Origin of the sequence: Microbacterium sp. LMI1x-1-1.1 (assembly GCF_040676205.1) — a bacterium.
In the GTDB taxonomy this organism is placed as follows: Bacteria; Actinomycetota; Actinomycetes; order Actinomycetales; family Microbacteriaceae; genus Microbacterium; species Microbacterium aquilitoris.
Map to the genome: position 1 here is coordinate 715,202 of NZ_JBEGHM010000002.1, position 16,878 is coordinate 732,079.

Annotated in this window: 24 protein-coding genes; 21 read left to right on the top strand and 3 right to left on the bottom strand. The window is 69.1% G+C overall.

Features of this window, described 5'->3' with window-relative positions; genetic code table 11:
- The first annotated feature begins 72 nt into the window (after positions 1–72).
- From rpsP to MRBLMI1x_RS11230, 13 genes are all read left to right on the top strand, one after another.
- On the top strand, positions 73–483 hold the full coding sequence (rpsP, locus tag MRBLMI1x_RS11170) for a 30S ribosomal protein S16 (RefSeq protein WP_020097209.1): 411 nt from the start codon (positions 73–75) through the stop codon (positions 481–483).
- A 4-nt stretch (positions 484–487) separates the two neighbouring features.
- Complete coding sequence (locus tag MRBLMI1x_RS11175) at positions 488–718, top strand: RNA-binding protein (RefSeq protein WP_018188045.1); 231 nt, start codon at positions 488–490, stop codon at positions 716–718.
- A 1-nt stretch (position 719) separates the two neighbouring features.
- Complete coding sequence (gene rimM, locus MRBLMI1x_RS11180) at positions 720–1,337, top strand: ribosome maturation factor RimM (RefSeq protein ID WP_363458802.1); 618 nt, start codon at positions 720–722, stop codon at positions 1,335–1,337.
- A gap of 1 nt (position 1,338) precedes the next feature.
- On the top strand, positions 1,339–2,046 hold the full coding sequence (trmD, locus tag MRBLMI1x_RS11185) for a tRNA (guanosine(37)-N1)-methyltransferase TrmD (RefSeq protein WP_026302966.1): 708 nt from the start codon (positions 1,339–1,341) through the stop codon (positions 2,044–2,046).
- 48 nt (positions 2,047–2,094) lie between these two features.
- The gene (locus tag MRBLMI1x_RS11190) at positions 2,095–2,562 is read left to right on the top strand and encodes an MFS transporter permease (protein WP_311856828.1); all 468 of its coding nucleotides are present in this window, start codon (positions 2,095–2,097) and stop codon (positions 2,560–2,562) included.
- A gap of 168 nt (positions 2,563–2,730) precedes the next feature.
- Positions 2,731–3,078, top strand: coding sequence for a 50S ribosomal protein L19 (rplS, locus tag MRBLMI1x_RS11195; RefSeq protein WP_018188041.1), 348 nt, complete (start codon positions 2,731–2,733; stop codon positions 3,076–3,078).
- Between the two features lie 132 nt (positions 3,079–3,210).
- A complete protein-coding gene (lepB, locus tag MRBLMI1x_RS11200; protein ID WP_363458804.1) occupies positions 3,211–3,942 on the top strand; it encodes a signal peptidase I in 732 nt (243 codons plus the stop codon).
- The gene (locus tag MRBLMI1x_RS11205) at positions 3,942–4,601 is read left to right on the top strand and encodes a ribonuclease HII (RefSeq protein ID WP_018188039.1); all 660 of its coding nucleotides are present in this window, start codon (positions 3,942–3,944) and stop codon (positions 4,599–4,601) included. The genes lepB and MRBLMI1x_RS11205 overlap by 1 nt, the downstream gene beginning before the upstream one ends.
- A gap of 39 nt (positions 4,602–4,640) precedes the next feature.
- Positions 4,641–4,964, top strand: coding sequence for a DUF2469 domain-containing protein (locus MRBLMI1x_RS11210; protein ID WP_018188038.1), 324 nt, complete (start codon positions 4,641–4,643; stop codon positions 4,962–4,964).
- Positions 4,965–5,054: 90 nt separating this feature from the next.
- Positions 5,055–5,417 carry a YraN family protein gene (locus MRBLMI1x_RS11215; protein WP_311856826.1) on the top strand — a complete coding sequence of 121 codons (363 nt, stop codon included), beginning with the start codon at positions 5,055–5,057 and terminating at the stop codon, positions 5,415–5,417.
- A complete protein-coding gene (locus MRBLMI1x_RS11220) occupies positions 5,414–6,940 on the top strand; it encodes a YifB family Mg chelatase-like AAA ATPase (protein WP_363458808.1) in 1,527 nt (508 codons plus the stop codon). Before MRBLMI1x_RS11215 ends, MRBLMI1x_RS11220 begins: the two co-directional genes overlap by 4 nt.
- Complete coding sequence (dprA, locus tag MRBLMI1x_RS11225; protein ID WP_363458810.1) at positions 6,937–8,103, top strand: DNA-processing protein DprA; 1,167 nt, start codon at positions 6,937–6,939, stop codon at positions 8,101–8,103. The genes MRBLMI1x_RS11220 and dprA overlap by 4 nt, the downstream gene beginning before the upstream one ends.
- A gap of 73 nt (positions 8,104–8,176) precedes the next feature.
- Complete coding sequence (locus MRBLMI1x_RS11230; protein ID WP_363459402.1) at positions 8,177–9,070, top strand: tyrosine-type recombinase/integrase; 894 nt, start codon at positions 8,177–8,179, stop codon at positions 9,068–9,070.
- 5 nt (positions 9,071–9,075) lie between these two features.
- Here MRBLMI1x_RS11230 and MRBLMI1x_RS11235 read toward each other — a convergent pair whose 3' ends face one another.
- Positions 9,076–9,573, bottom strand: a complete 498-nt coding sequence (locus MRBLMI1x_RS11235) for a murein hydrolase activator EnvC family protein (protein ID WP_363458812.1) — start codon at positions 9,571–9,573, stop codon at positions 9,076–9,078.
- Positions 9,574–9,706: 133 nt separating this feature from the next.
- Positions 9,707–9,841, bottom strand: coding sequence for a hypothetical protein (locus MRBLMI1x_RS11240; RefSeq protein ID WP_363458814.1), 135 nt, complete (start codon positions 9,839–9,841; stop codon positions 9,707–9,709).
- Positions 9,842–9,860: 19 nt separating this feature from the next.
- On the opposite strand from MRBLMI1x_RS11240, the gene rpsB reads away from it, so the two are divergent.
- The 8 genes from rpsB to MRBLMI1x_RS11280 all read left to right on the top strand — a co-directional run bounded on the left by rpsB (position 9,861) and on the right by MRBLMI1x_RS11280 (position 15,705).
- Entirely contained in the window at positions 9,861–10,748 is an 888-nt protein-coding gene (gene rpsB / locus MRBLMI1x_RS11245; RefSeq protein WP_363458816.1) for a 30S ribosomal protein S2, read from the top strand.
- Between the two features lie 78 nt (positions 10,749–10,826).
- Positions 10,827–11,654 carry a translation elongation factor Ts gene (gene tsf, locus MRBLMI1x_RS11250; RefSeq protein WP_363458818.1) on the top strand — a complete coding sequence of 276 codons (828 nt, stop codon included), beginning with the start codon at positions 10,827–10,829 and terminating at the stop codon, positions 11,652–11,654.
- An 87-nt stretch (positions 11,655–11,741) separates the two neighbouring features.
- Complete coding sequence (pyrH, locus tag MRBLMI1x_RS11255; protein WP_018188029.1) at positions 11,742–12,461, top strand: UMP kinase; 720 nt, start codon at positions 11,742–11,744, stop codon at positions 12,459–12,461.
- 56 nt (positions 12,462–12,517) lie between these two features.
- Positions 12,518–13,072, top strand: a complete 555-nt coding sequence (frr, locus tag MRBLMI1x_RS11260) for a ribosome recycling factor (RefSeq protein ID WP_018188028.1) — start codon at positions 12,518–12,520, stop codon at positions 13,070–13,072.
- Positions 13,073–13,079: 7 nt separating this feature from the next.
- Positions 13,080–14,111 carry a phosphatidate cytidylyltransferase gene (locus MRBLMI1x_RS11265; RefSeq protein WP_018188027.1) on the top strand — a complete coding sequence of 344 codons (1,032 nt, stop codon included), beginning with the start codon at positions 13,080–13,082 and terminating at the stop codon, positions 14,109–14,111.
- Positions 14,108–14,662 (top strand): DivIVA domain-containing protein, encoded by a 555-nt coding sequence (locus tag MRBLMI1x_RS11270; RefSeq protein ID WP_363458821.1) that lies wholly within the window; start codon positions 14,108–14,110, stop codon positions 14,660–14,662. Before MRBLMI1x_RS11265 ends, MRBLMI1x_RS11270 begins: the two co-directional genes overlap by 4 nt.
- Before the next feature lie 43 nt (positions 14,663–14,705).
- A complete protein-coding gene (locus tag MRBLMI1x_RS11275; RefSeq protein ID WP_363458823.1) occupies positions 14,706–15,419 on the top strand; it encodes a phage tail tip lysozyme in 714 nt (237 codons plus the stop codon).
- Positions 15,420–15,423: 4 nt separating this feature from the next.
- Complete coding sequence (locus MRBLMI1x_RS11280) at positions 15,424–15,705, top strand: hypothetical protein (RefSeq protein WP_018188024.1); 282 nt, start codon at positions 15,424–15,426, stop codon at positions 15,703–15,705.
- Here the strand turns inward: MRBLMI1x_RS11280 and MRBLMI1x_RS11285 are convergent, their stop codons facing one another.
- Positions 15,706–16,779, bottom strand: a complete 1,074-nt coding sequence (locus MRBLMI1x_RS11285; protein WP_018188023.1) for an AI-2E family transporter — start codon at positions 16,777–16,779, stop codon at positions 15,706–15,708.
- Positions 16,780–16,878 lie beyond the last annotated feature (99 nt).

The window sequence follows — 16,878 nt, forward strand, 5'->3', positions numbered from 1 at the left end:
AGCTCCCGCCGGGTGTGCACCCCACGCTCCAGGCGACGTTCATCATCATTCGCAACACCATTCAGGAGAATTGTGGCTGTCAAGATCCGTCTGAAGCGCATGGGCAAGATCCGTGCGCCGTACTACCGCATCGTCGTCGCCGACTCGCGCACCAAGCGCGACGGTCGCGTGATCGAGGAGATCGGCAAGTACCACCCCACCGAGCAGCCCTCGTTCATCGAGGTCGACTCGGAGCGCGCGCAGTACTGGCTCTCCGTCGGCGCACAGCCGACCGAGCAGGTCGCCGCCATCCTCAAGCTCACGGGCGACTGGGGCAAGTTCAAGGGCGACAAGGACGCGGTCTCGACCGTGAAGACCGCCGAGCCGAAGGCTCCCTTCGAGCTCGACTCGTCGAAGAAGTCGGTCGTCAAGCCGAAGGCCGAGAAGAAGGCCGAGGCGCCCGCCGCCGACGCCGAGGCCGCCGACGCGACCGAGTCCGAGTAAGACCTTGCTGGCCGCCGCGCTCGAACACATCGTCAAGGGGATCGTCGATCACCCGGATGACGTCACCATCGCCTCCAGCTCCTCGCCTCGCGGCGAGGTGCTCGAAGTGCGTGTGCACCCCGATGACCGGGGTCGTGTGATCGGGCGCGGCGGACGCACGGCGAAAGCCCTGCGCACCCTCATCTCCGCGCTGGCCGACGGCTCGCGCGTCCGCGTCGACGTTGCGGACGACTGAGATGTCGGCGAAGTCGGCCCGGACGCAGTTGCGTGTCGGACGCCTGGTCAAGGCGCACGGCCTCAAGGGCGCCCTCAAGCTCGAGCTCTACACGGATGACCCGGACGGGCGTTTCGTCACCGGTGCCGTCTTCACGTTGCAGGTCCCGGAGTCCTCGCCCTGGCACGGCAGGACCGTGACCGTCCGCGAGTTCAAATGGATGAACTCGCACCCCGTCGTCTTCCTCGAGGGGATCGACGACCGCAGCGCGGCCGAGTCCCTCGTGCGGGCGATCCTCTGGATCGAGCAGGATGCCTCCGCTCCAGTCGTCGAAGACGACGCCTGGTACGACCACCAGCTCGTCGGGCTCGACGTCGTGCGCGACGGCGATGTCGTCGGCAAAGTGGTCCGTGTCGACCACTTCCCGGCCCAGGATCTCCTCGGAGTCCAGCTGACCCAGGACGGCGACCGCGAGGTTCTCGTCCCCTTCGTGAAGGCCATCGTTCCCGAGGTGGACATGGCTGCCGGCCGGCTGATCGTCACCCCGCCGCCAGGCTTGTTCGAAGAGCTTCCCGCCGATGACGACCACTCCGAGGGATCCTCGGACGAGGTCGCCGATGAGGACGTCCGCGGAGCCTGACGTGCGCATCGACGTCGTCACGATCTTCCCCGCGTTCTTCGACGTCCTGGAGGTCTCGCTGCTCGGTCGAGCGCGCGGAGCCGGCCTCCTCGACATCCGCGTCCACGATCTTCGCGAGCACGCGACCGATCGTCACCGTACCGTCGACGACACGCCCTACGGCGGTGGCGCCGGGATGGTGATGAAGCCCGAACCCTGGGCGCTGGCGCTGGATGAGATCGCCGCCGCAGGTCACGACGCCGAGGATGCGGCATCCGGACCGCTCTTCGTCTTCCCCTCGCCTGCGGGGGAACGGTTCACGCAGTCCCTCGCCCGCGAGTGGAGCCACGAGCCGCACATCGTCTTCGGCTGCGGACGGTACGAGGGTATCGACGAGCGCGTCTTCTCGTACGCCGCGACCATCGGCCGCGTGCGCCTGGTGAGCCTCGGAGACTACGTGCTGAACGGCGGTGAAGTCGCGGCGATGGCGATGATCGAAGCCGTGGGGCGACTCGTCCCGGGCGTTGTCGGCAATCCCGAGAGCCTCGTCGAGGAGTCGCACGAGGACGGGCTGCTCGAATACCCCTCGTACACGAAGCCCGCGTCGTGGCGAGGATACGAGGTTCCCGACGTCCTGCTGAGCGGTCACCACGGACGTGTCGCGCAGTGGCGTCGCGACCAGCAGGTCGAGCGCACCAGGACGCGTCGCCCCGACCTCCTGCCCGAGTAGCCGGAACCCGCAGAGGCCGGTCGGTCCTCGTCGGCGTAGCATCGGAGGATGCCCCTGCGTCGTGGATTCTTCTTCTGGCTCCTCCCGAGCGCGGCCATCCTGCCGCTCTGGCTCCTGGTGGGCTGGATCGTCTCGGACGCCGGTGGGTGGGCGCTCGCCTGGGTCCTCGTGATCGCGATCCCGTCCGTACTCGTCGGTCAGCTCATCCTGACCCTCCTCATCCGCTCCCGAGGGACCGTCCGGCACACGCGGACGGTGTCATGGTGGGATGCCGCCGGCGTCGGCCTCTGGCACGTCCTGACGATCGCGGTGGGCTTGTTCAATCAGACGTGGTTCTGGCCGCTCCTGATCGCAGCGACCGTCGTGTATCTCGCCGTCTTCTGGTCCTCGCTCCGGCAGCTGTTCCAGGAGGCCCGCCCCTCGGTGATCCTCCGTCGCTACACGGCCCCGGCCACGGCAGGACGTCGCGATCCTTCGGTGGTCGTCCTCGAGGAGAAGCGCGACCCCCTCGTCTGATCCGGGCGCGTTTGGAGGGGGTCGGCATCCATGGCAGAATGGACGCTTGTGCCCTGACAGACCTCTGCCTCGGGGGAGTTCGGAGCCGCATCGGCGCCGACAGGGCACCGCATCCTTTCTCCTCTAACTCTCGCGGTCGACCTGGGGCGGTCGCAGGAAGTGACGATCATGCAGATCCTCGACTCCGTCGACGCAGCCTCGCTGCGGTCCGACATCCCCGTCTTCAACGCCGGCGACAACGTGAAGGTCCACGTCAACATCACCGAAGGCAACCGCTCGCGCATCCAGGTGTTCCAGGGTGTCGTCATCGGTCGCTCGGGTGACGGCGTCCGCGAGACGTTCACCGTTCGCAAGATCAGCTTCCAGGTGGGCGTCGAGCGTACCTTCCCGGTGCACAGCCCCGTGATCGACCACATCGAGGTCGTCACCCGCGGTGACGTGCGTCGCGCGAAGCTGTACTACCTGCGCGAGCTGCGCGGCAAGAAGGCGAAGATCAAGGAGAAGCGCGACCGCTGAGCGCTTTTCCACGGATGCCCCGGGACACTGTCCCGGGGCATCCGTCGTTCCCGGGTGTTTCGATGCCCGGTCCAGCCGTCATGTGCGACGCTGGTGGATGGTCGCCGAACCCCGGCGCCGGTGAAGGACAGCATGACCACCGACTCCTCGTCGCCCGCCGTCGACAGCGACACGCGTCCCCGTCGCGGACCGTGGCCTTTCATCCGCGACCTCCTCGTGATCCTGCTGGTCGCGGTGCTCGTCTCCTTCCTGGTGAAGACGTTCCTCGTGCGGTCGTTCTACATCCCGTCGGGCTCGATGGAGCGAACGCTGCTGAAGGGCGACCGGATCCTCGTCGATGAGCTGACGCCCCGCTTCGGTGCGTACGAGCGCGGCGACGTCGTGGTCTTCCGCGACCCGGGCGGGTGGCTTCCGACGACCTACGAGCCCGAGCAGCCCCCGCTGACGGCTGCGCTGGACTGGCTGGGATCCCTCGTGGGCCTGACGGCGTCCGACAGCGAGGATCACCTGATCAAGCGCATCATCGGCCTACCCGGCGATCACGTGATCTGCTGCAACGCACTGGGGCAGGTCACGGTCAACGGCGTGCCGATCGACGAGACCCCGTACCTCGATCTCGGCCCCTCGCAGTCCGCTCCCGAGGAGTTCGACTACGACGTCACGGTCCCCGAGGGCTCCGTCTGGGTTCTCGGCGACAACCGCGACAACTCCCAGGACTCCCGATACCAGCAGGATCAGCCCGGTCACGGCTTCGTCCCGATCGACAACATCGTGGGGCGGGCATTCCTCATCACCTGGCCGTTCGACCGGTTCGGGACGCTCGACTTCCACCACGAGGTGTTCAGAGGGGTCCCGGCGCCGTGATGGCGGCGGTCGCGCCGACGCTGACCTTGGAGCGCCGCCTGCTGAAAGAACACTCGCTCGTCATCGCGTGCGACGAGGTCGGTCGGGGCGCGCTGGCAGGACCGGTCGCCGTCGGGGCGGTGGCAGCGGATGCCGCCTTCAGCCGCCGCCGGATACCGGAGGGGCTCCGTGACTCCAAGCTCATCGTCGAACCCCGACGCGCGGGCATCGCCGAGCGGGCGCGCGCATGGGTTCCCGCGCACGCCGTCGGGTGGGCGTCGGCGGCCGAGGTGGACGACGTCGGCATCATCCGGGCGCTCGGCCTCGCCGCGGTGAGGGCGATCGAAGGACTGGGTGCCCAGGGGGTCGACATCGACGACGCCCTGGTGATCCTCGACGGCAACCACGACTACATCACCCCCGTCTCCGCGGTGGGTCGCGGTGTCCGGCCCGTCATCAAAGCGGACCGGGACTGCGCGTCGGCATCGGCGGCATCCGTCATCGCGAAGGTCTCACGCGACGAGTACATGAGCGGACTCGACGGAGACGCCCCAGTCTACGGCTGGTCGCGGAACAAGGGTTACGCGAGCGCAGAGCATCGCGCAGCCATCGAGACCCACGGTCTGAGCGTGCATCATCGAGCGTCGTGGGCCATCGCATCGGCGCCGACGCTGTTCTAGGTCCGCGCGCGCCGAGCGCCCGCCTAGGATGGAATCACCATGGATGACGAAGTCTTCGAGGACTACGACCGCGAGCTGGAACTGGCTCTGTACAAGGAGTACCGCGACGTCGTCGGTCAGTTCCAATACGTGATCGAGACCGAGCGACGGTTCTACCTCGCCAACGATGTGAACGTGGTCCGCCGGGACACCGAGCACGACTTCTACTTCGAGATCTCGATGACCGACGTCTGGGTGTGGGACATCTACCGCGCCGATCGCTTCGTCAAGTCGGTCCGCGTCCTCACCTTCAAGGATGTCAACGTGGAGGAACTGCAGCGTCGGGACTTCCAGCTCCCTGAAGAGCTCTCGCTCGACGGCTGAGCCTCCTCCCCAGGTCGGGTTCGGTCGCGTGGCTCCACGGGTCCGGCAGTAGCGGCGGGAATCGCACCGCGCGCCCTCGACAGTGGGGGAATGGCAGCGAAAGACGACCTCGGCCGAGCGGGCGAAGAGCGTGCCGAGAGGCACCTTCGCACCCTCGGCTACCGCATCCTCGATAGGAACTGGCGAAGCCGCAGCGGCGAGATCGACATCGTCGCCGCCTGCGGAAGGGACCTCGTCGTCGTCGAGGTGAAGACGCGACGCGGCGAATGGTTCGGCCATCCCTTCGCCGCCGTGGATGCGAGGAAGCGGGATCGCCTTTGGCGCCTGGGCGCCGCCTGGGTCGTCGCGCACCCTGACGCAGCTCGGGGGAGGCGACTGCGGCTCGATGTGATCGGCGTCACGGGCCCCGATCCCGAATCGGCGGTCGTGGAGCACCTGGAGGACCTCCGATGAGCCTCTGCCGTACGTGGTCCGTCGTCCTCACCGGGTTGGTGGGAGATATCGTGGAGGTCGAAGCGGACCTCTCGAACCAGATCCCCGGCTTCTCCATCATCGGTCTGGCGGACAAGGCGCTCGGCGAAGCGCAGCAGCGGGTCCACAACGCCTGCGCCAACAGCGACCTCGCGCTCCCTCGTCGCCATGTGACGGTGAACCTGTCGCCCGCGAACCTTCCCAAACGGGGTTCGGCGTTGGACGTCGCCGTGGCCATCGCGGCAGTGGCGACCGAGGCCCCGCTGGATCGGCAGTCGCTCGCCGAGACGGTCCACTTGGGCGAACTGGGTCTCGACGGCAGGCTGCGCCCCGTCTCGGGGATCCTCCCGGCCGTCCTGGCGGCCGCACGGGCCGGCTTCCGCCGGGTCATCGTCCCCCACGGCAACCTCGCCGAGGCGGCGCTCGTGGAGGGGATCGAAGTGCGAGGCGCCGTCAGCCTGCGCGATGTCGCTCGGGCGCACGGACTGGACGTGCCCGACGTCGAGACCGAGCCGGTCGCAGGCCCGGGCGACGTCGAGACCGATGAGGTGGCGACGCCCGATCTGGCTGACGTGATCGGCCAGCGCGACGCCGTCGAAGCCCTCATCGTCGCCGCGGCCGGTGGCCATCACCTGCTGATGAGCGGCCCGCCGGGGGCGGGGAAGACGATGTTGGCCAAGCGTCTGCCAGGCCTCCTGCCCGACCTCGACGACGAGACGGCCCTGCAAGTGGCGTCGATCCGCTCGCTCGCAGGTCTGCCCGTCACGACGCTTCGTCGTCGACCGCCGTTCGAAGCGCCTCACCACACCGCGTCGGCCGTTGCTCTCGTCGGCGGGGGGAGTCGGATCCTGCAGCCGGGGGCGATCGCTCGAGCGAGTGGGGGAGTCCTGTTCCTCGACGAGGCGGGAGAGTTCAGCGGGCATGCGTTGGACGCCCTCCGCCAGCCCCTCGAGTCGGGCCGCATCGAGATCCACCGGGTCGGCTTCCGTGCGGTTCTGCCCGCGCGGCTCCAACTCGTGGTGGCGACGAACCCGTGTCCCTGCGGCAACTACGGCGTCCCGGGAGGTGCCTGCTCCTGCCCTTCGCTCGCCATCCGGCGCTACCTCGGCAGACTGTCAGGCCCCCTCATCGACCGGATCGACATCGAACTGGGGTTGCAGCGCGTGTCCGCGACGCAGAGCGTGGTCGCAGGGATGTCGACGGACGAGGCGCGCGAGCGAGTCTCGGGTGCACGCGACCGCGCACGGCACCGTCTGTCAGACACCCCCTGGCGCACCAACAGCGAGGTGGAGGGAACGTGGCTCCGATCCGGACCGCTTCGCCCCGAGCCGTCGATCACGCGCCCGCTTGACGACGCGCTGCACCGTGGCTCCCTCACACTGCGGGGTTACGACCGAGTCCTCCGAGTGGCGTGGACGCTCGCCGACCTCTCCGGTCGGAGCCGTCCGAATGCTGCGGACATCGGCGGTGCGCTGTACCTCAAGAGAGGAGCGTCGCCGCGATGAGCTCCGACCTCACTGCCTGGCGCGGTCGCCTGGCGGGCCTCGTGCCCGCCGCGATACTCGAGGACGCGCAGGCCGTCGCCCGGCATCACGCCGCCGCAGTGTGGTCGTGTCTCACCGAGCCCGGCGACGGTGTGGCCGGCGCTCTCATCTCGGAGATGGGGGCGGTCGAGGCACTGGATGTCGCCGTCAGGGACGCCGACACCGGGAACGCGGCCGTCGACGCCGGGCGACGACGCTGGCGTACGCGCTGGGCGACCGTCGACGACGCCTTCGACCGCGCGAGGCGCGTCCGCGCGTCGCTCATCGTGCCGGGAAGCGCCAAATGGCCCGCGGCGGTGGAGGATCTCGGCATCCACTCGCCTCATGCACTCTGGACCCGGGGCGACGCGGAGGCGTTGCGCCGAGACGGTTCCGCCCTCGCCCTCGTCGGAGCCCGTGCGGCGACCGCCTACGGGGAGCACGTCACCGCTGAGCTCGCCACGCAACTGTCCCACCGGGGCGCGTCGATCGTGTCGGGGGGCGCGTACGGCATCGACGGCATGGCGCATCGCGCGTGCCTCGCAGCGGGCGGAGTCACCGTCGCCGTGCTCGCAGGGGGCGTCGACCGCGCATATCCAGCCGGTCACGCCGATCTGCTGGGGCGCATCGCCGGGGGTCCCGGGGTCGTCGTTGCCGAGGTCCCGTGCGGGACGGCGCCGACGAAGTGGCGGTTCCTCCAACGCAACCGGCTGATCGCTGCGCTCGGCCGCGCGACCGTCGTGGTGGAGGCGGGCTGGCGCAGCGGGTCGCTCAACACCGCAGGTCATGCAGCAGCGCTGGGCCGACCGCTCGGGGCCGTCCCGGGACCGGTCACGAGCGCGGCGTCGGCGGGATGTCACCGGTTGCTGCGGGAGTACGACGCGCGCTGCATCACGTCGGCGGACGATGCCGCGGAACTGTACGGCGGCGCGGAGACATCCGGATCGACGTCGCCGGACAGGACGGACGATCGGACGCGCGTCCTTGACGCCCTGAGCTTCCGGAGTCCGAGGACGCCGGAGGATGTCGCGCTCCGGGCGGGATTCGCGCCCGAAGAGGCCCGAGGGCTCCTCGCGGTGCTCGAGCTCGAGGGGCGGGCTCGGCGCGGTCCGGACGGATGGCGGCGTTCAGCGTCCCCGGGATGAGGCGGCGCCTCCGCCGCGCATCGGCACGCCTCCCGCCGACACGGTCATCGCGCGGCATCCTGGGAAGGTGCGTATGTCGGCGGCGGTCCTGCTCTACACGGAGCACGCGGAACGCGTGCGCCGGCTCTCCGCCGCCACGGTGCGGGCGTATCGCTCCGACCTCGCGGACCTCGCCGTTTTTCTGGGCGACCCCGAGCTCGATCGCATCGACGTGGAAGACCTGCGGGAGTGGCTGTGGGCGGCGACCCAGCGCGGCACTGCGCGGGCGAGCCTTGCTCGGCGCACCGCATCCGTGCGCGGCTTCTTCGCGTGGGCGGCGGGGGAGCGATTGCGCGAGGACGACCCGACCCTGCGGCTCGTGACCCCCAAGCGCGGCCGCACCCTCCCCGCCGTCGCGTCGTCGTCGTCGCTTCAGCACGCCCTCGACGACCTGCGCGTCGAAGCTGACGCCGCGGGGGACCCGATCGTCCTCCGCGATGCCGCGCTCGTCGAACTCCTCTACGGGTCGGCCCTGCGGGTGTCCGAGGCCTGCGGCCTCGATCTCGACTCACTCGACCGCGGAGCGGCGACGGTCCGGGTGTTCGGGAAAGGGGGCAAGGAACGCGTCGTGCCCTACGGGGCGCCCGCAGCTCTCGCGCTCGACGCCTGGATCGTCCGTGGACGCCCCGCCCTCCTCGCCGGTACGGAGGCATCCGCGCTCTTCCTCGGCGCGCGCGGCGGCCGCCTGGGCGTGCGCACCGCGTACGACGTCGTCCGCCGCATCGTCGGCCCCGTCGTGGGAGCGGATGCCGTCGGCCCCCACGCCCTCCGCCACTCGGCTGCCACGCACCTGCTCGACGGCGGTGCCGACCTCCGCGCGGTGCAGGAACTCCTCGGGCACGCGAGCCTCGGGACGACGCAGATCTACACGCACGTATCCACCGAACGACTGTCCGCGGCCTACCGGCTGGCCCACCCGCGCGCCTAGGGCGCTCAGCAGCAGGGCAGCAGCACGGCCCGTGGGACGCGACCCATCAGCGCGAGGGGGTTCACGTACTCGCCGTCGTGCCGCACGCCGACGTGGAGGGAGCCCGGCCCTGCATGACCGCCCTCGGAGATCCGGCCGATGGGGTCGCCGGCCCGCACGACATCACCGGGGGCGACGGTCGGCGTCACGGGCTCGACGCTCGTGACCCATCCGCCCCCGTGATCGATGCTCACCACCCCGCGATCGACGACGGTGCCGGCGAACGCCACGACCCCGCCCGCGGGCGCCGCGACCACGTCGTCGGCGGGCCCGATGTCGATGCCCCGATGCCCGGGTCCGTAGTCGTGCGCGGGCGCCTCGAAAGGAACGAGGACACGGGCTCCGCTCACCGGTAGCCGCCAGGAGGGCGGCGGGTCCTCCGCGGCAGCCGCACCCCAGGGCGCCAGAGCGAGCAGAAGGGCGAGAGCCGCGGTCGACGCGGGGGAGCGAAGGATGCGGTGCATCCCCTGATCGTCGACGGGTGCGACAACAGCGCGACGACGGGTTCGCCATGCGGGGGATGATCCGTCGTTCCGCGGCGCGGGGGAGAAGCCCCGTTCTTGCTATGCTGATGGGGCACCTCGCTCGTCGGGGTGACTACGCGTGCCCTGAGCGGCTCGATCCGACCACGTCGATCGACATCGCGGCATCCCACCCAACGGTCTCCTCCGGGAGCGGGTGCGTGCCGGGCACCAGGCTCGTCGCGACCAACGGTCCGGCGCGATCAACCACACAGAACAGGAGAACGGCCATGGCCGTCGTCACCATTCGCCAGCTGCTCGACAGCGGCGTCCACTTCGGACACCAGACCCGCCGGTGGAACCCGAAAGTCAAGCGCTTCATCCTCACCGAGCGCAGCGGCATCCACATCATCGACCTGCAGCAGTCGCTCGGCTACATCGACAAGGCGTACGAGTACGTCCGCGAGACCGTTGCCCACGGCGGCACCGTCCTTTTCGTCGGCACCAAGAAGCAGGCGCAGGAGATCATCGCCGAGCAGGCGACGCGCGTCGGCCAGCCCTTCGTCAACCAGCGCTGGCTCGGTGGCCTCCTCACCAACTTCTCGACGGTCTCCAAGCGCCTCGCTCGCATGAAGGAGCTCGAGGAGCTCAACTTCGACAACCCGTCGGAGAGCGGCTTCACGAAGAAGGAGCTGCTTCTCAAGAAGCGCGAGCTCGACAAGCTGCACAAGTCGCTCGGCGGTATCCGCAACCTGACCAAGACGCCGTCGGCCATCTGGATCGTCGACGCGAAGCGCGAGCACCTCGCGGTCAGCGAAGCGCAGAAGCTCGGCATCCCCGTGATCGGCATCCTCGACACGAACGCCGACCCGGACGAGTTCCAGTTCCCGATCCCGGGCAACGATGACGCGATCCGCTCGGTCAGCCTGCTGACGCGTATCATCGCCGACGCCGCCGCCGAGGGTCTCATCCAGCGCCACAACCCGACCGATGAGTCGGCCGAGGCCGAGCCGCTGGCCGACTGGGAGCGCGAGCTCCTCGAGTCCGCTCCCGCCGAGCAGGCCGACGCTCCGGCTGCGGAGGAGTCCGCTCCCGCTGCCGAGGAGGCTCCGGCCGCCGAGGAGGCTCCGGCCGCCGAGGCGACCGAGGCTCCCGCCGAGGCCAAGTCCGCCGAGTGATCTTCCCGTCGGCGCCCCGCCACCCGCGGGGCGCCGACGTCCGGATACAACCACCCAACTACTGAGGAGCCGCCACCCATGGCAAACTTCACCATCGCCGACATCAAGGCGCTGCGCGAGCAGCTCGGCACGGGAATGGTCGACACGAAGAAGGCGCTCGAGGAGGCCGAGGGCGACCTCGAGAAGGCCGTCGAGATCCTCCGCCTCAAGGGCGCGAAGGGCAACGCGAAGCGTGCCGACCGCTCCACGAGCGAGGGCCTGATCGCCGCGCGCGAGCAGGACGGCAAGGTCACGCTCATCGAGCTGAACACCGAGACCGACTTCGTCGCGAAGAACGAGCGTTTCATCGCGCTCTCCGAGAAGGTCCTCGACGCGGCTGCTGCAGCCGGTGCCGACTCGGCCGAGGCTGCTCTCGCCGCCGACGCCGGTGGCAAGACGGTCGCCGACCTCATCTCCGACGAGGCCGCGATCATCGGCGAGAAGGTCGAGCTGCGCCGCGTCCGCACCCTGTCCGGTGACGCGTTCCAGGTCTACCTGCACAAGACGAGCAAGGACCTGCCCCCGCAGGTCGGCGTCGTCGTCGCCTACTCGGGTGACGACGCCGAGACCGCTCGCTCGATCGCGCAGCACGTCTCGTTCGCCAACCCGACGTACCTCTCGCGCGACGAGGTCCCCGAGTCCGACGTCGAGAAGGAGCGTGAGATCGTCACCGAGATCTCCCGCAACGAGGGCAAGCCCGAGGCCGCCCTTCCGAAGATCGTCGAGGGTCGCGTGAACGCGTTCTTCAAGCAGGTCGCCCTGCTCGACCAGGACTACGCGAAGGACAACAAGCTGTCCGTCGCCAAGGTCGCGGCCGACGCCGGGATCACGATCACCGGCTTCGCCCGCTTCAAGGTCGGCGCGTAAGCAGATGGACGAGGGGTTCGCATCGGAAGATGCGGACCCCTTTTCCGTGCCGTTCGATAGTCTCCCCCTAGACGAGAGGATCCCCGCGTGATCGATGAGAACACCGGACGCCGTCGCGTCCTTCTGAAACTTTCCGGCGAAGCGTTCGGTGCCGGCCAGCTCGGCGTCAACCCCGACGTGGTCAGCCAGATCGCCCGAGAGATCGCGGCGGCCGTCGACCGCGTGGAGGTCGCCGTCGTCGTCGGCGGCGGGAACTTCTTCCGCGGCGCTGAGCTGAGCCAGCGCGGCATGGACCGCGGCCGCGCCGACTACATGGGCATGCTGGGCACGGTGATGAACGCGCTCGCCCTTCAGGACTTCCTCGAGCAGGCCGGCGCCGCCACACGCGTGCAGTCCGCGATCTCCATGACACAGGTCGCCGAGCCCTACATCCCGCGCCGCGCCGAGCGTCACCTCGAGAAGGGCCGCGTCGTCATCTTCGGCGCCGGCGCCGGACTTCCGTACTTCTCGACCGACACGGTGGCCGCGCAGCGCGCCCTCGAGATCGGAGCGGTCGAGGTCCTCGTCGCCAAGAACGGCGTCGACGGCGTCTACACCGCCGACCCGAAGACGGATGCCTCGGCGCAGAAGCTCGACACGATCACCTATCGCGACGCTCTGCAGCGTGGCCTCAAAGTCGTCGATTCAACGGCGTTCAGCCTGTGCATGGACAACGGCATGGACATGCGCGTGTTCGGTATGGAGCCGGCCGGCAACGTCACCCGTGCACTCCTCGGAGAATCGATCGGCACGCTCGTCAGCGTCTGAGGTCCACCCCGGCCGACGACTAGACTCAACAGGACGTACCGACGAATGGAGAGACCGTGATCGCCGAGATCCTGGCCGACACGAAGACCCGCATGGACCGCGCCGTCGAGGCCGCGAAAGAGGACTTCTCGACCGTCCGCACCGGGCGCGCGAACCCGCAGCTGTTCCAGAAGGTCATGGTCGAGTACTACGGCACCCCGACCCCGCTGGCGCAGCTCGCATCGCTCAACGCGCTCGAGGCTCGCACGCTCGTCATCACCCCGTACGACAAGTCCGCGCTGAAGGGCATCGAGCAGGCCGTCCGCGACATGCCCAACCTCGGCGCGAATCCGTCGAACGACGGCAACGTCGTCCGCGTCACGATGCCCGAGCTGACGGCTGACCGCCGCAAGGAGTACGTCAAGCTCGTCAAGACCAAGGCGGAGGACGCGAAGGTGCATGTCCGCGGCATCCGTCGCAAGTCGAAGGACGAGCTCGACGCCCTCAAGGGCGAAGTGAGCGACGACGACCTCGCTCGTGCCGAGAAGGAGCTCGACGCGGTGACCAAGACGCACGTCGACCTGATCGACGAGGCGTTGAAGCGCAAAGAGGCAGAACTCCTCGAGGTCTGAGATCGTCATGTCCGAAGACGCATCGGGGAAGGCGCCCGGACCGGACGCCTCCCCGAGCCGATCCGACTCGCGCCGTGGCGGGGATGCCACAGCGGACTCGTCGTCGTTCCAAGCTCACGTGCGTGCGGCGCGCAGCGAGTTCGAGAGCCAGATCGAACGTGCCCGTGTCGAGTTCGAAGAGGCCAACGAGCGTCTGAACGCGCGCTCCGGGCGCAATCTCCTCGTCGCCACCCTAATCGGTCTTGCGATCGGTGCGGTGGTGCTGGGGTCGCTGCTGTTCTGGAAGTGGGCGTTCATCGCCTTCGCGGTGCCGCTGTGCCTCATGGGAGCGCTCGAGTTCACCCGCGCTCTCCAGGCCGCGGGGCGTCGGATCGACCTCGCCGCCCAGCTGTCGGGCGGTGTCCTGGTCCTCGGCGCAGCGTTCGTGGGCTACCTGACGCAGTGGTTCGTCATCTTCGCCGCCGTCGTCCTCGTCGTCGTGTGGCGTCTCGTCGCCCAGATGGCGGCTCATGACGGGCGGCGGTACGGCGATGTGGTCAGCGACGTCCTCGCCAGCGGTCTGATCCAGGTGTACGTCGTGTTCCACGGCAGCCTCGCACTGGTGATCCTGCGTCAGGATCACGGCGAGCTGTGGTTGCTCGCCGTGCTCGTCATCGCCGTGGCGGTGGACACGGGTGCGTACGCCAGCGGAGTCGCGCTCGGTCGGCACCCGATGGCCCCTCGGATCAGCCCGAACAAGACCTGGGAGGGGTTCGGCGGCGCCGTCGTCGCGAGCCTCGTCGCCGGCGGGCTGCTCGGTGTCCTGATGCTGCAGATCCCGCTCTGGGCCGGCCTCATCCTCGGACTCGCCATCCTCGTCTCCGCGACGGTGGGCGACCTCGGCGAGTCCCTCATCAAGCGCGACCTCGGCATCAAGGACATGAGCTCGTTCCTCCCCGGCCACGGGGGAGTGCTGGACCGCCTCGATTCGATCCTCCCGTCGCTCGTCCCCGGCCTCGCCCTGTACATCCTCCTGAATCCGTTGAGCGCACTGACATGACCGAACTGACTTCGCCCGCTGCCTTCCCCGCCTCCGGCCGTCGCAAGGGCTACGCGCGTCAGCCCGTCGACGAGTTCCTCTCGTCGACCCGCGCGGCGTTCGAGACCGAGGGCACGACGGTGACGTCCGAGGACATCCGGAGCGCGGCTTTCCCGATCGTCCGGGACGGGTACGCCGTCGAGGCCGTCGACGCCGCCTTGGCACGGATCGAGGATGCGTTCGCGCAGCGGGAGCGGGCCGCGGCGATGTCGCAGCGCGGCGCGCGCGCGTGGGTGGGCGCGTCCCGTGCACTCGCCCAGGAGATCCTCGACAGGCTGTCCCGCCCCGCCCACCACAAGTTCCGGCGCGTCTCGCCCCTTCGCTTCGGGTATCGCGTCGACGAGGTCGACCTCGTCGCGGGTCGCGTCGCGCGGTACCTCGAGGCGGGCGAGGGGCTCACCATCGAGCAGGTGCGCACGGTGGCGTTCCGTATGCAGCTCCGTGGCTACGACGAGGCGCAGGTGGATGCCGTGCTGGATGCGGTGGTCGACGTGATGCAGTCCGTCGGATGACCGCGTGGCGGCGGTTCCCCGCCGCGGATATGATCGGGGCACTGTGACTTCCGGCAACGAGATCCTCCCGTCCCGCACCGGCGTCGCCGCGCGGTCGGGCCGGCACTCGGCACGCGTCGCACCTGCTTCTCGCTGGTCGCGTCGTCGCGGTGTGCTCGGGGCGTTCGCGGTGATGGCGACGGCGGGGTTCGTGGCGGCATCCCTCGTCCCGCTCGTCTCGTTCCCGAACACCGCTGAGGCGACCGAACTCGACCCGATGTCGCTCTACGCCTCCACGGTCCACGACGCGCAGCAGTATCACGCCGGCGAGGCCCCGGTCCTCGAACTCGACCGTGCGAGCGAGTACACGGTGTACGTCAAGCCGACCCCCACTCCGACGCCCACTCCCACCCCCGCGAAGAAGTCCGGCTCGGGCTCGTCATCCGGGTGGAGCCCGCCATTCGTGACCCCGAATCCCGGGAGCGCGCAGGCCATCGCCTACGACATGGTGACCGCGCGCGGCTGGGGCGACTCGGAGTTCGCCTGCTTGGTCGCGTTGTGGAAGAAGGAGTCGGGCTGGCGCGTCAACGCGTACAACGCCTCGAGCGGTGCCTACGGGATCGCCCAGGCCACTCCCGGACGCAAGATGTCGTCCGCGGGCTCTGACTGGCAGACGAACCCGGCGACACAGATCACGTGGGGACTCGGCTACATCCAGGGCCGGTACGGCACCCCGTGCGGCGCGTGGGGGAAGTCGCAGCGTTCGGGCTGGTACTGAGCCGATGCCCCGCTCGCACCGCCGGAAGCCCACCGGCTCCGACGCATCCTTCGATCGCCTGCTGGCCGGCTGGAAGCGGACCGAGCAGCGACGCGGTGTGGAATGGACCGTTCAACCGGTGTCGGCCGTCCAGGCGCAGAAGGAGTACACCTGCCCCGGCTGCGGCCGCACGGTGCCGCGGGGAACGGCGCACGTCGTCGTCTGGCGTGCCGACGGTGTGCTGGGGGATGCCGCCGATCTGGCGGCGCGGCGCCACTGGCACACCGCCTGCTGGCGGATCGCCTGATCAGAGTTCGTTCTGACGCGGGATCAGGACCTGTCGGTAGATGATCAGCACGCTCGCGGCGACCGGGATGGCGATGAGGGCGCCCAACAGGCCGAGGAGCGAACCGCCCGCCAGCGCCGCGATCACGACGACGGCGCCGGGGACCGAGACCGCGCGGCTCATGATGCGCGGCGAGATGAAGTACGCCTCGACCTGCATGTAGACGAGGTACCAGATGAGCGCCACGAGCGCGGTCAGGGGAGAGGCGAGCCCGAGGCATGCGATCACGATGATGGCAGATCCGGTGAGCGTACCGACGAGCGGGATCAGAGAGAAGAAGAAGGCGATGACGGCCAGAACGGCCGGGAACGGCGCCTTGATGATCGAGAGGAAGACGGCGCTCAGGATGCCGTTGATGGCACCGAGGATGACCTGCCCCATGACGTAGTAGCCCACCGAGGCGGTGATCTGCTCGGAGAGGTCGACGAACCGCTCCCGCTTGGATGCCGGGGCGAGTTGGTAGACGGAGCGCTTAAGCGACCGCATCGACGCGGTGAAGTAGATGGTGAGGATCAGGACGATGATCGTCCCGGTGGCGAAGGCGACGATCCCCGCGCCGAAGGACAGCAGGCCGGATCCGAGGGACGCGCCGATGTCGGTGAAATCGAGTCCGTTCCACCAGTCGTTCACGTAGTTGAGGACCATGTCGACCTGCAGGAGCGGGAAGGTGTCGGCCAGCCACTTGCTGACGACCGTGATCGGGTTCCACTCGCCGTTGATCGCGCTGTCCACGAGGCGCTGAGTCTGCTGGACGAGCTTGGCGATCTGGTCCACGAGGACGGGCACGACGATGAGCACGAGGGCGGACGCGATAGCGAGGAGCCCTGCGAAGGTCGCCACCAGGGCTCCCCAGCGCGGGAGGCCGCGGCGCTCGAAGAAGGAGACGACGGGGTCGAGTCCAAGAGCGAGGAACAATGCCGTGCCGATGTAGAGGAACACCGTCGACAGCGTCTGCACACCGGTCAGGATGAGGATGCCCACGCCCACGCCGAGCGTGGCGATCAGTGCAGTACGGAACGGATGCTGGATCTTCACGTCGGCCCTTTCCCAGGTCTGCACTCACCCTAGTTCTCTCATAGCGACCTCATGAGCAGACACACGCTCCCACGCGTTTGCCAGCGCCGTTCGCTAGGC

Excerpts from the sequence above, each read along its gene's own strand:
- rplS (WP_018188041.1), top strand. The coding sequence starts at position 2,731 with ATGCAGATCCTCGACTCCGTCGACGCAGCCTCGCTGCGGTCCGACATC.
- MRBLMI1x_RS11265 (WP_018188027.1), top strand. The coding sequence starts at position 13,080 with ATGTCCGAAGACGCATCGGGGAAGGCGCCCGGACCGGACGCCTCCCCG.
- MRBLMI1x_RS11270 (WP_363458821.1), top strand. The coding sequence starts at position 14,108 with ATGACCGAACTGACTTCGCCCGCTGCCTTCCCCGCCTCCGGCCGTCGC.
- MRBLMI1x_RS11230 (WP_363459402.1), top strand. The coding sequence starts at position 8,177 with ATGTCGGCGGCGGTCCTGCTCTACACGGAGCACGCGGAACGCGTGCGC.
- MRBLMI1x_RS11280 (WP_018188024.1), top strand. The coding sequence starts at position 15,424 with ATGCCCCGCTCGCACCGCCGGAAGCCCACCGGCTCCGACGCATCCTTC.
- rimM (WP_363458802.1), top strand. The coding sequence starts at position 720 with ATGTCGGCGAAGTCGGCCCGGACGCAGTTGCGTGTCGGACGCCTGGTC.
- rpsB (WP_363458816.1), top strand. The coding sequence starts at position 9,861 with ATGGCCGTCGTCACCATTCGCCAGCTGCTCGACAGCGGCGTCCACTTC.
- MRBLMI1x_RS11220 (WP_363458808.1), top strand. The coding sequence starts at position 5,414 with ATGAGCCTCTGCCGTACGTGGTCCGTCGTCCTCACCGGGTTGGTGGGA.
- MRBLMI1x_RS11215 (WP_311856826.1), top strand. The coding sequence starts at position 5,055 with ATGGCAGCGAAAGACGACCTCGGCCGAGCGGGCGAAGAGCGTGCCGAG.
- dprA (WP_363458810.1), top strand. The coding sequence starts at position 6,937 with ATGAGCTCCGACCTCACTGCCTGGCGCGGTCGCCTGGCGGGCCTCGTG.
- tsf (WP_363458818.1), top strand. The coding sequence starts at position 10,827 with ATGGCAAACTTCACCATCGCCGACATCAAGGCGCTGCGCGAGCAGCTC.
- MRBLMI1x_RS11210 (WP_018188038.1), top strand. The coding sequence starts at position 4,641 with ATGGATGACGAAGTCTTCGAGGACTACGACCGCGAGCTGGAACTGGCT.
- MRBLMI1x_RS11235 (WP_363458812.1), bottom strand. The coding sequence starts at position 9,573 with ATGCACCGCATCCTTCGCTCCCCCGCGTCGACCGCGGCTCTCGCCCTT.
- MRBLMI1x_RS11205 (WP_018188039.1), top strand. The coding sequence starts at position 3,942 with ATGGCGGCGGTCGCGCCGACGCTGACCTTGGAGCGCCGCCTGCTGAAA.
- MRBLMI1x_RS11190 (WP_311856828.1), top strand. The coding sequence starts at position 2,095 with ATGCCCCTGCGTCGTGGATTCTTCTTCTGGCTCCTCCCGAGCGCGGCC.
- lepB (WP_363458804.1), top strand. The coding sequence starts at position 3,211 with ATGACCACCGACTCCTCGTCGCCCGCCGTCGACAGCGACACGCGTCCC.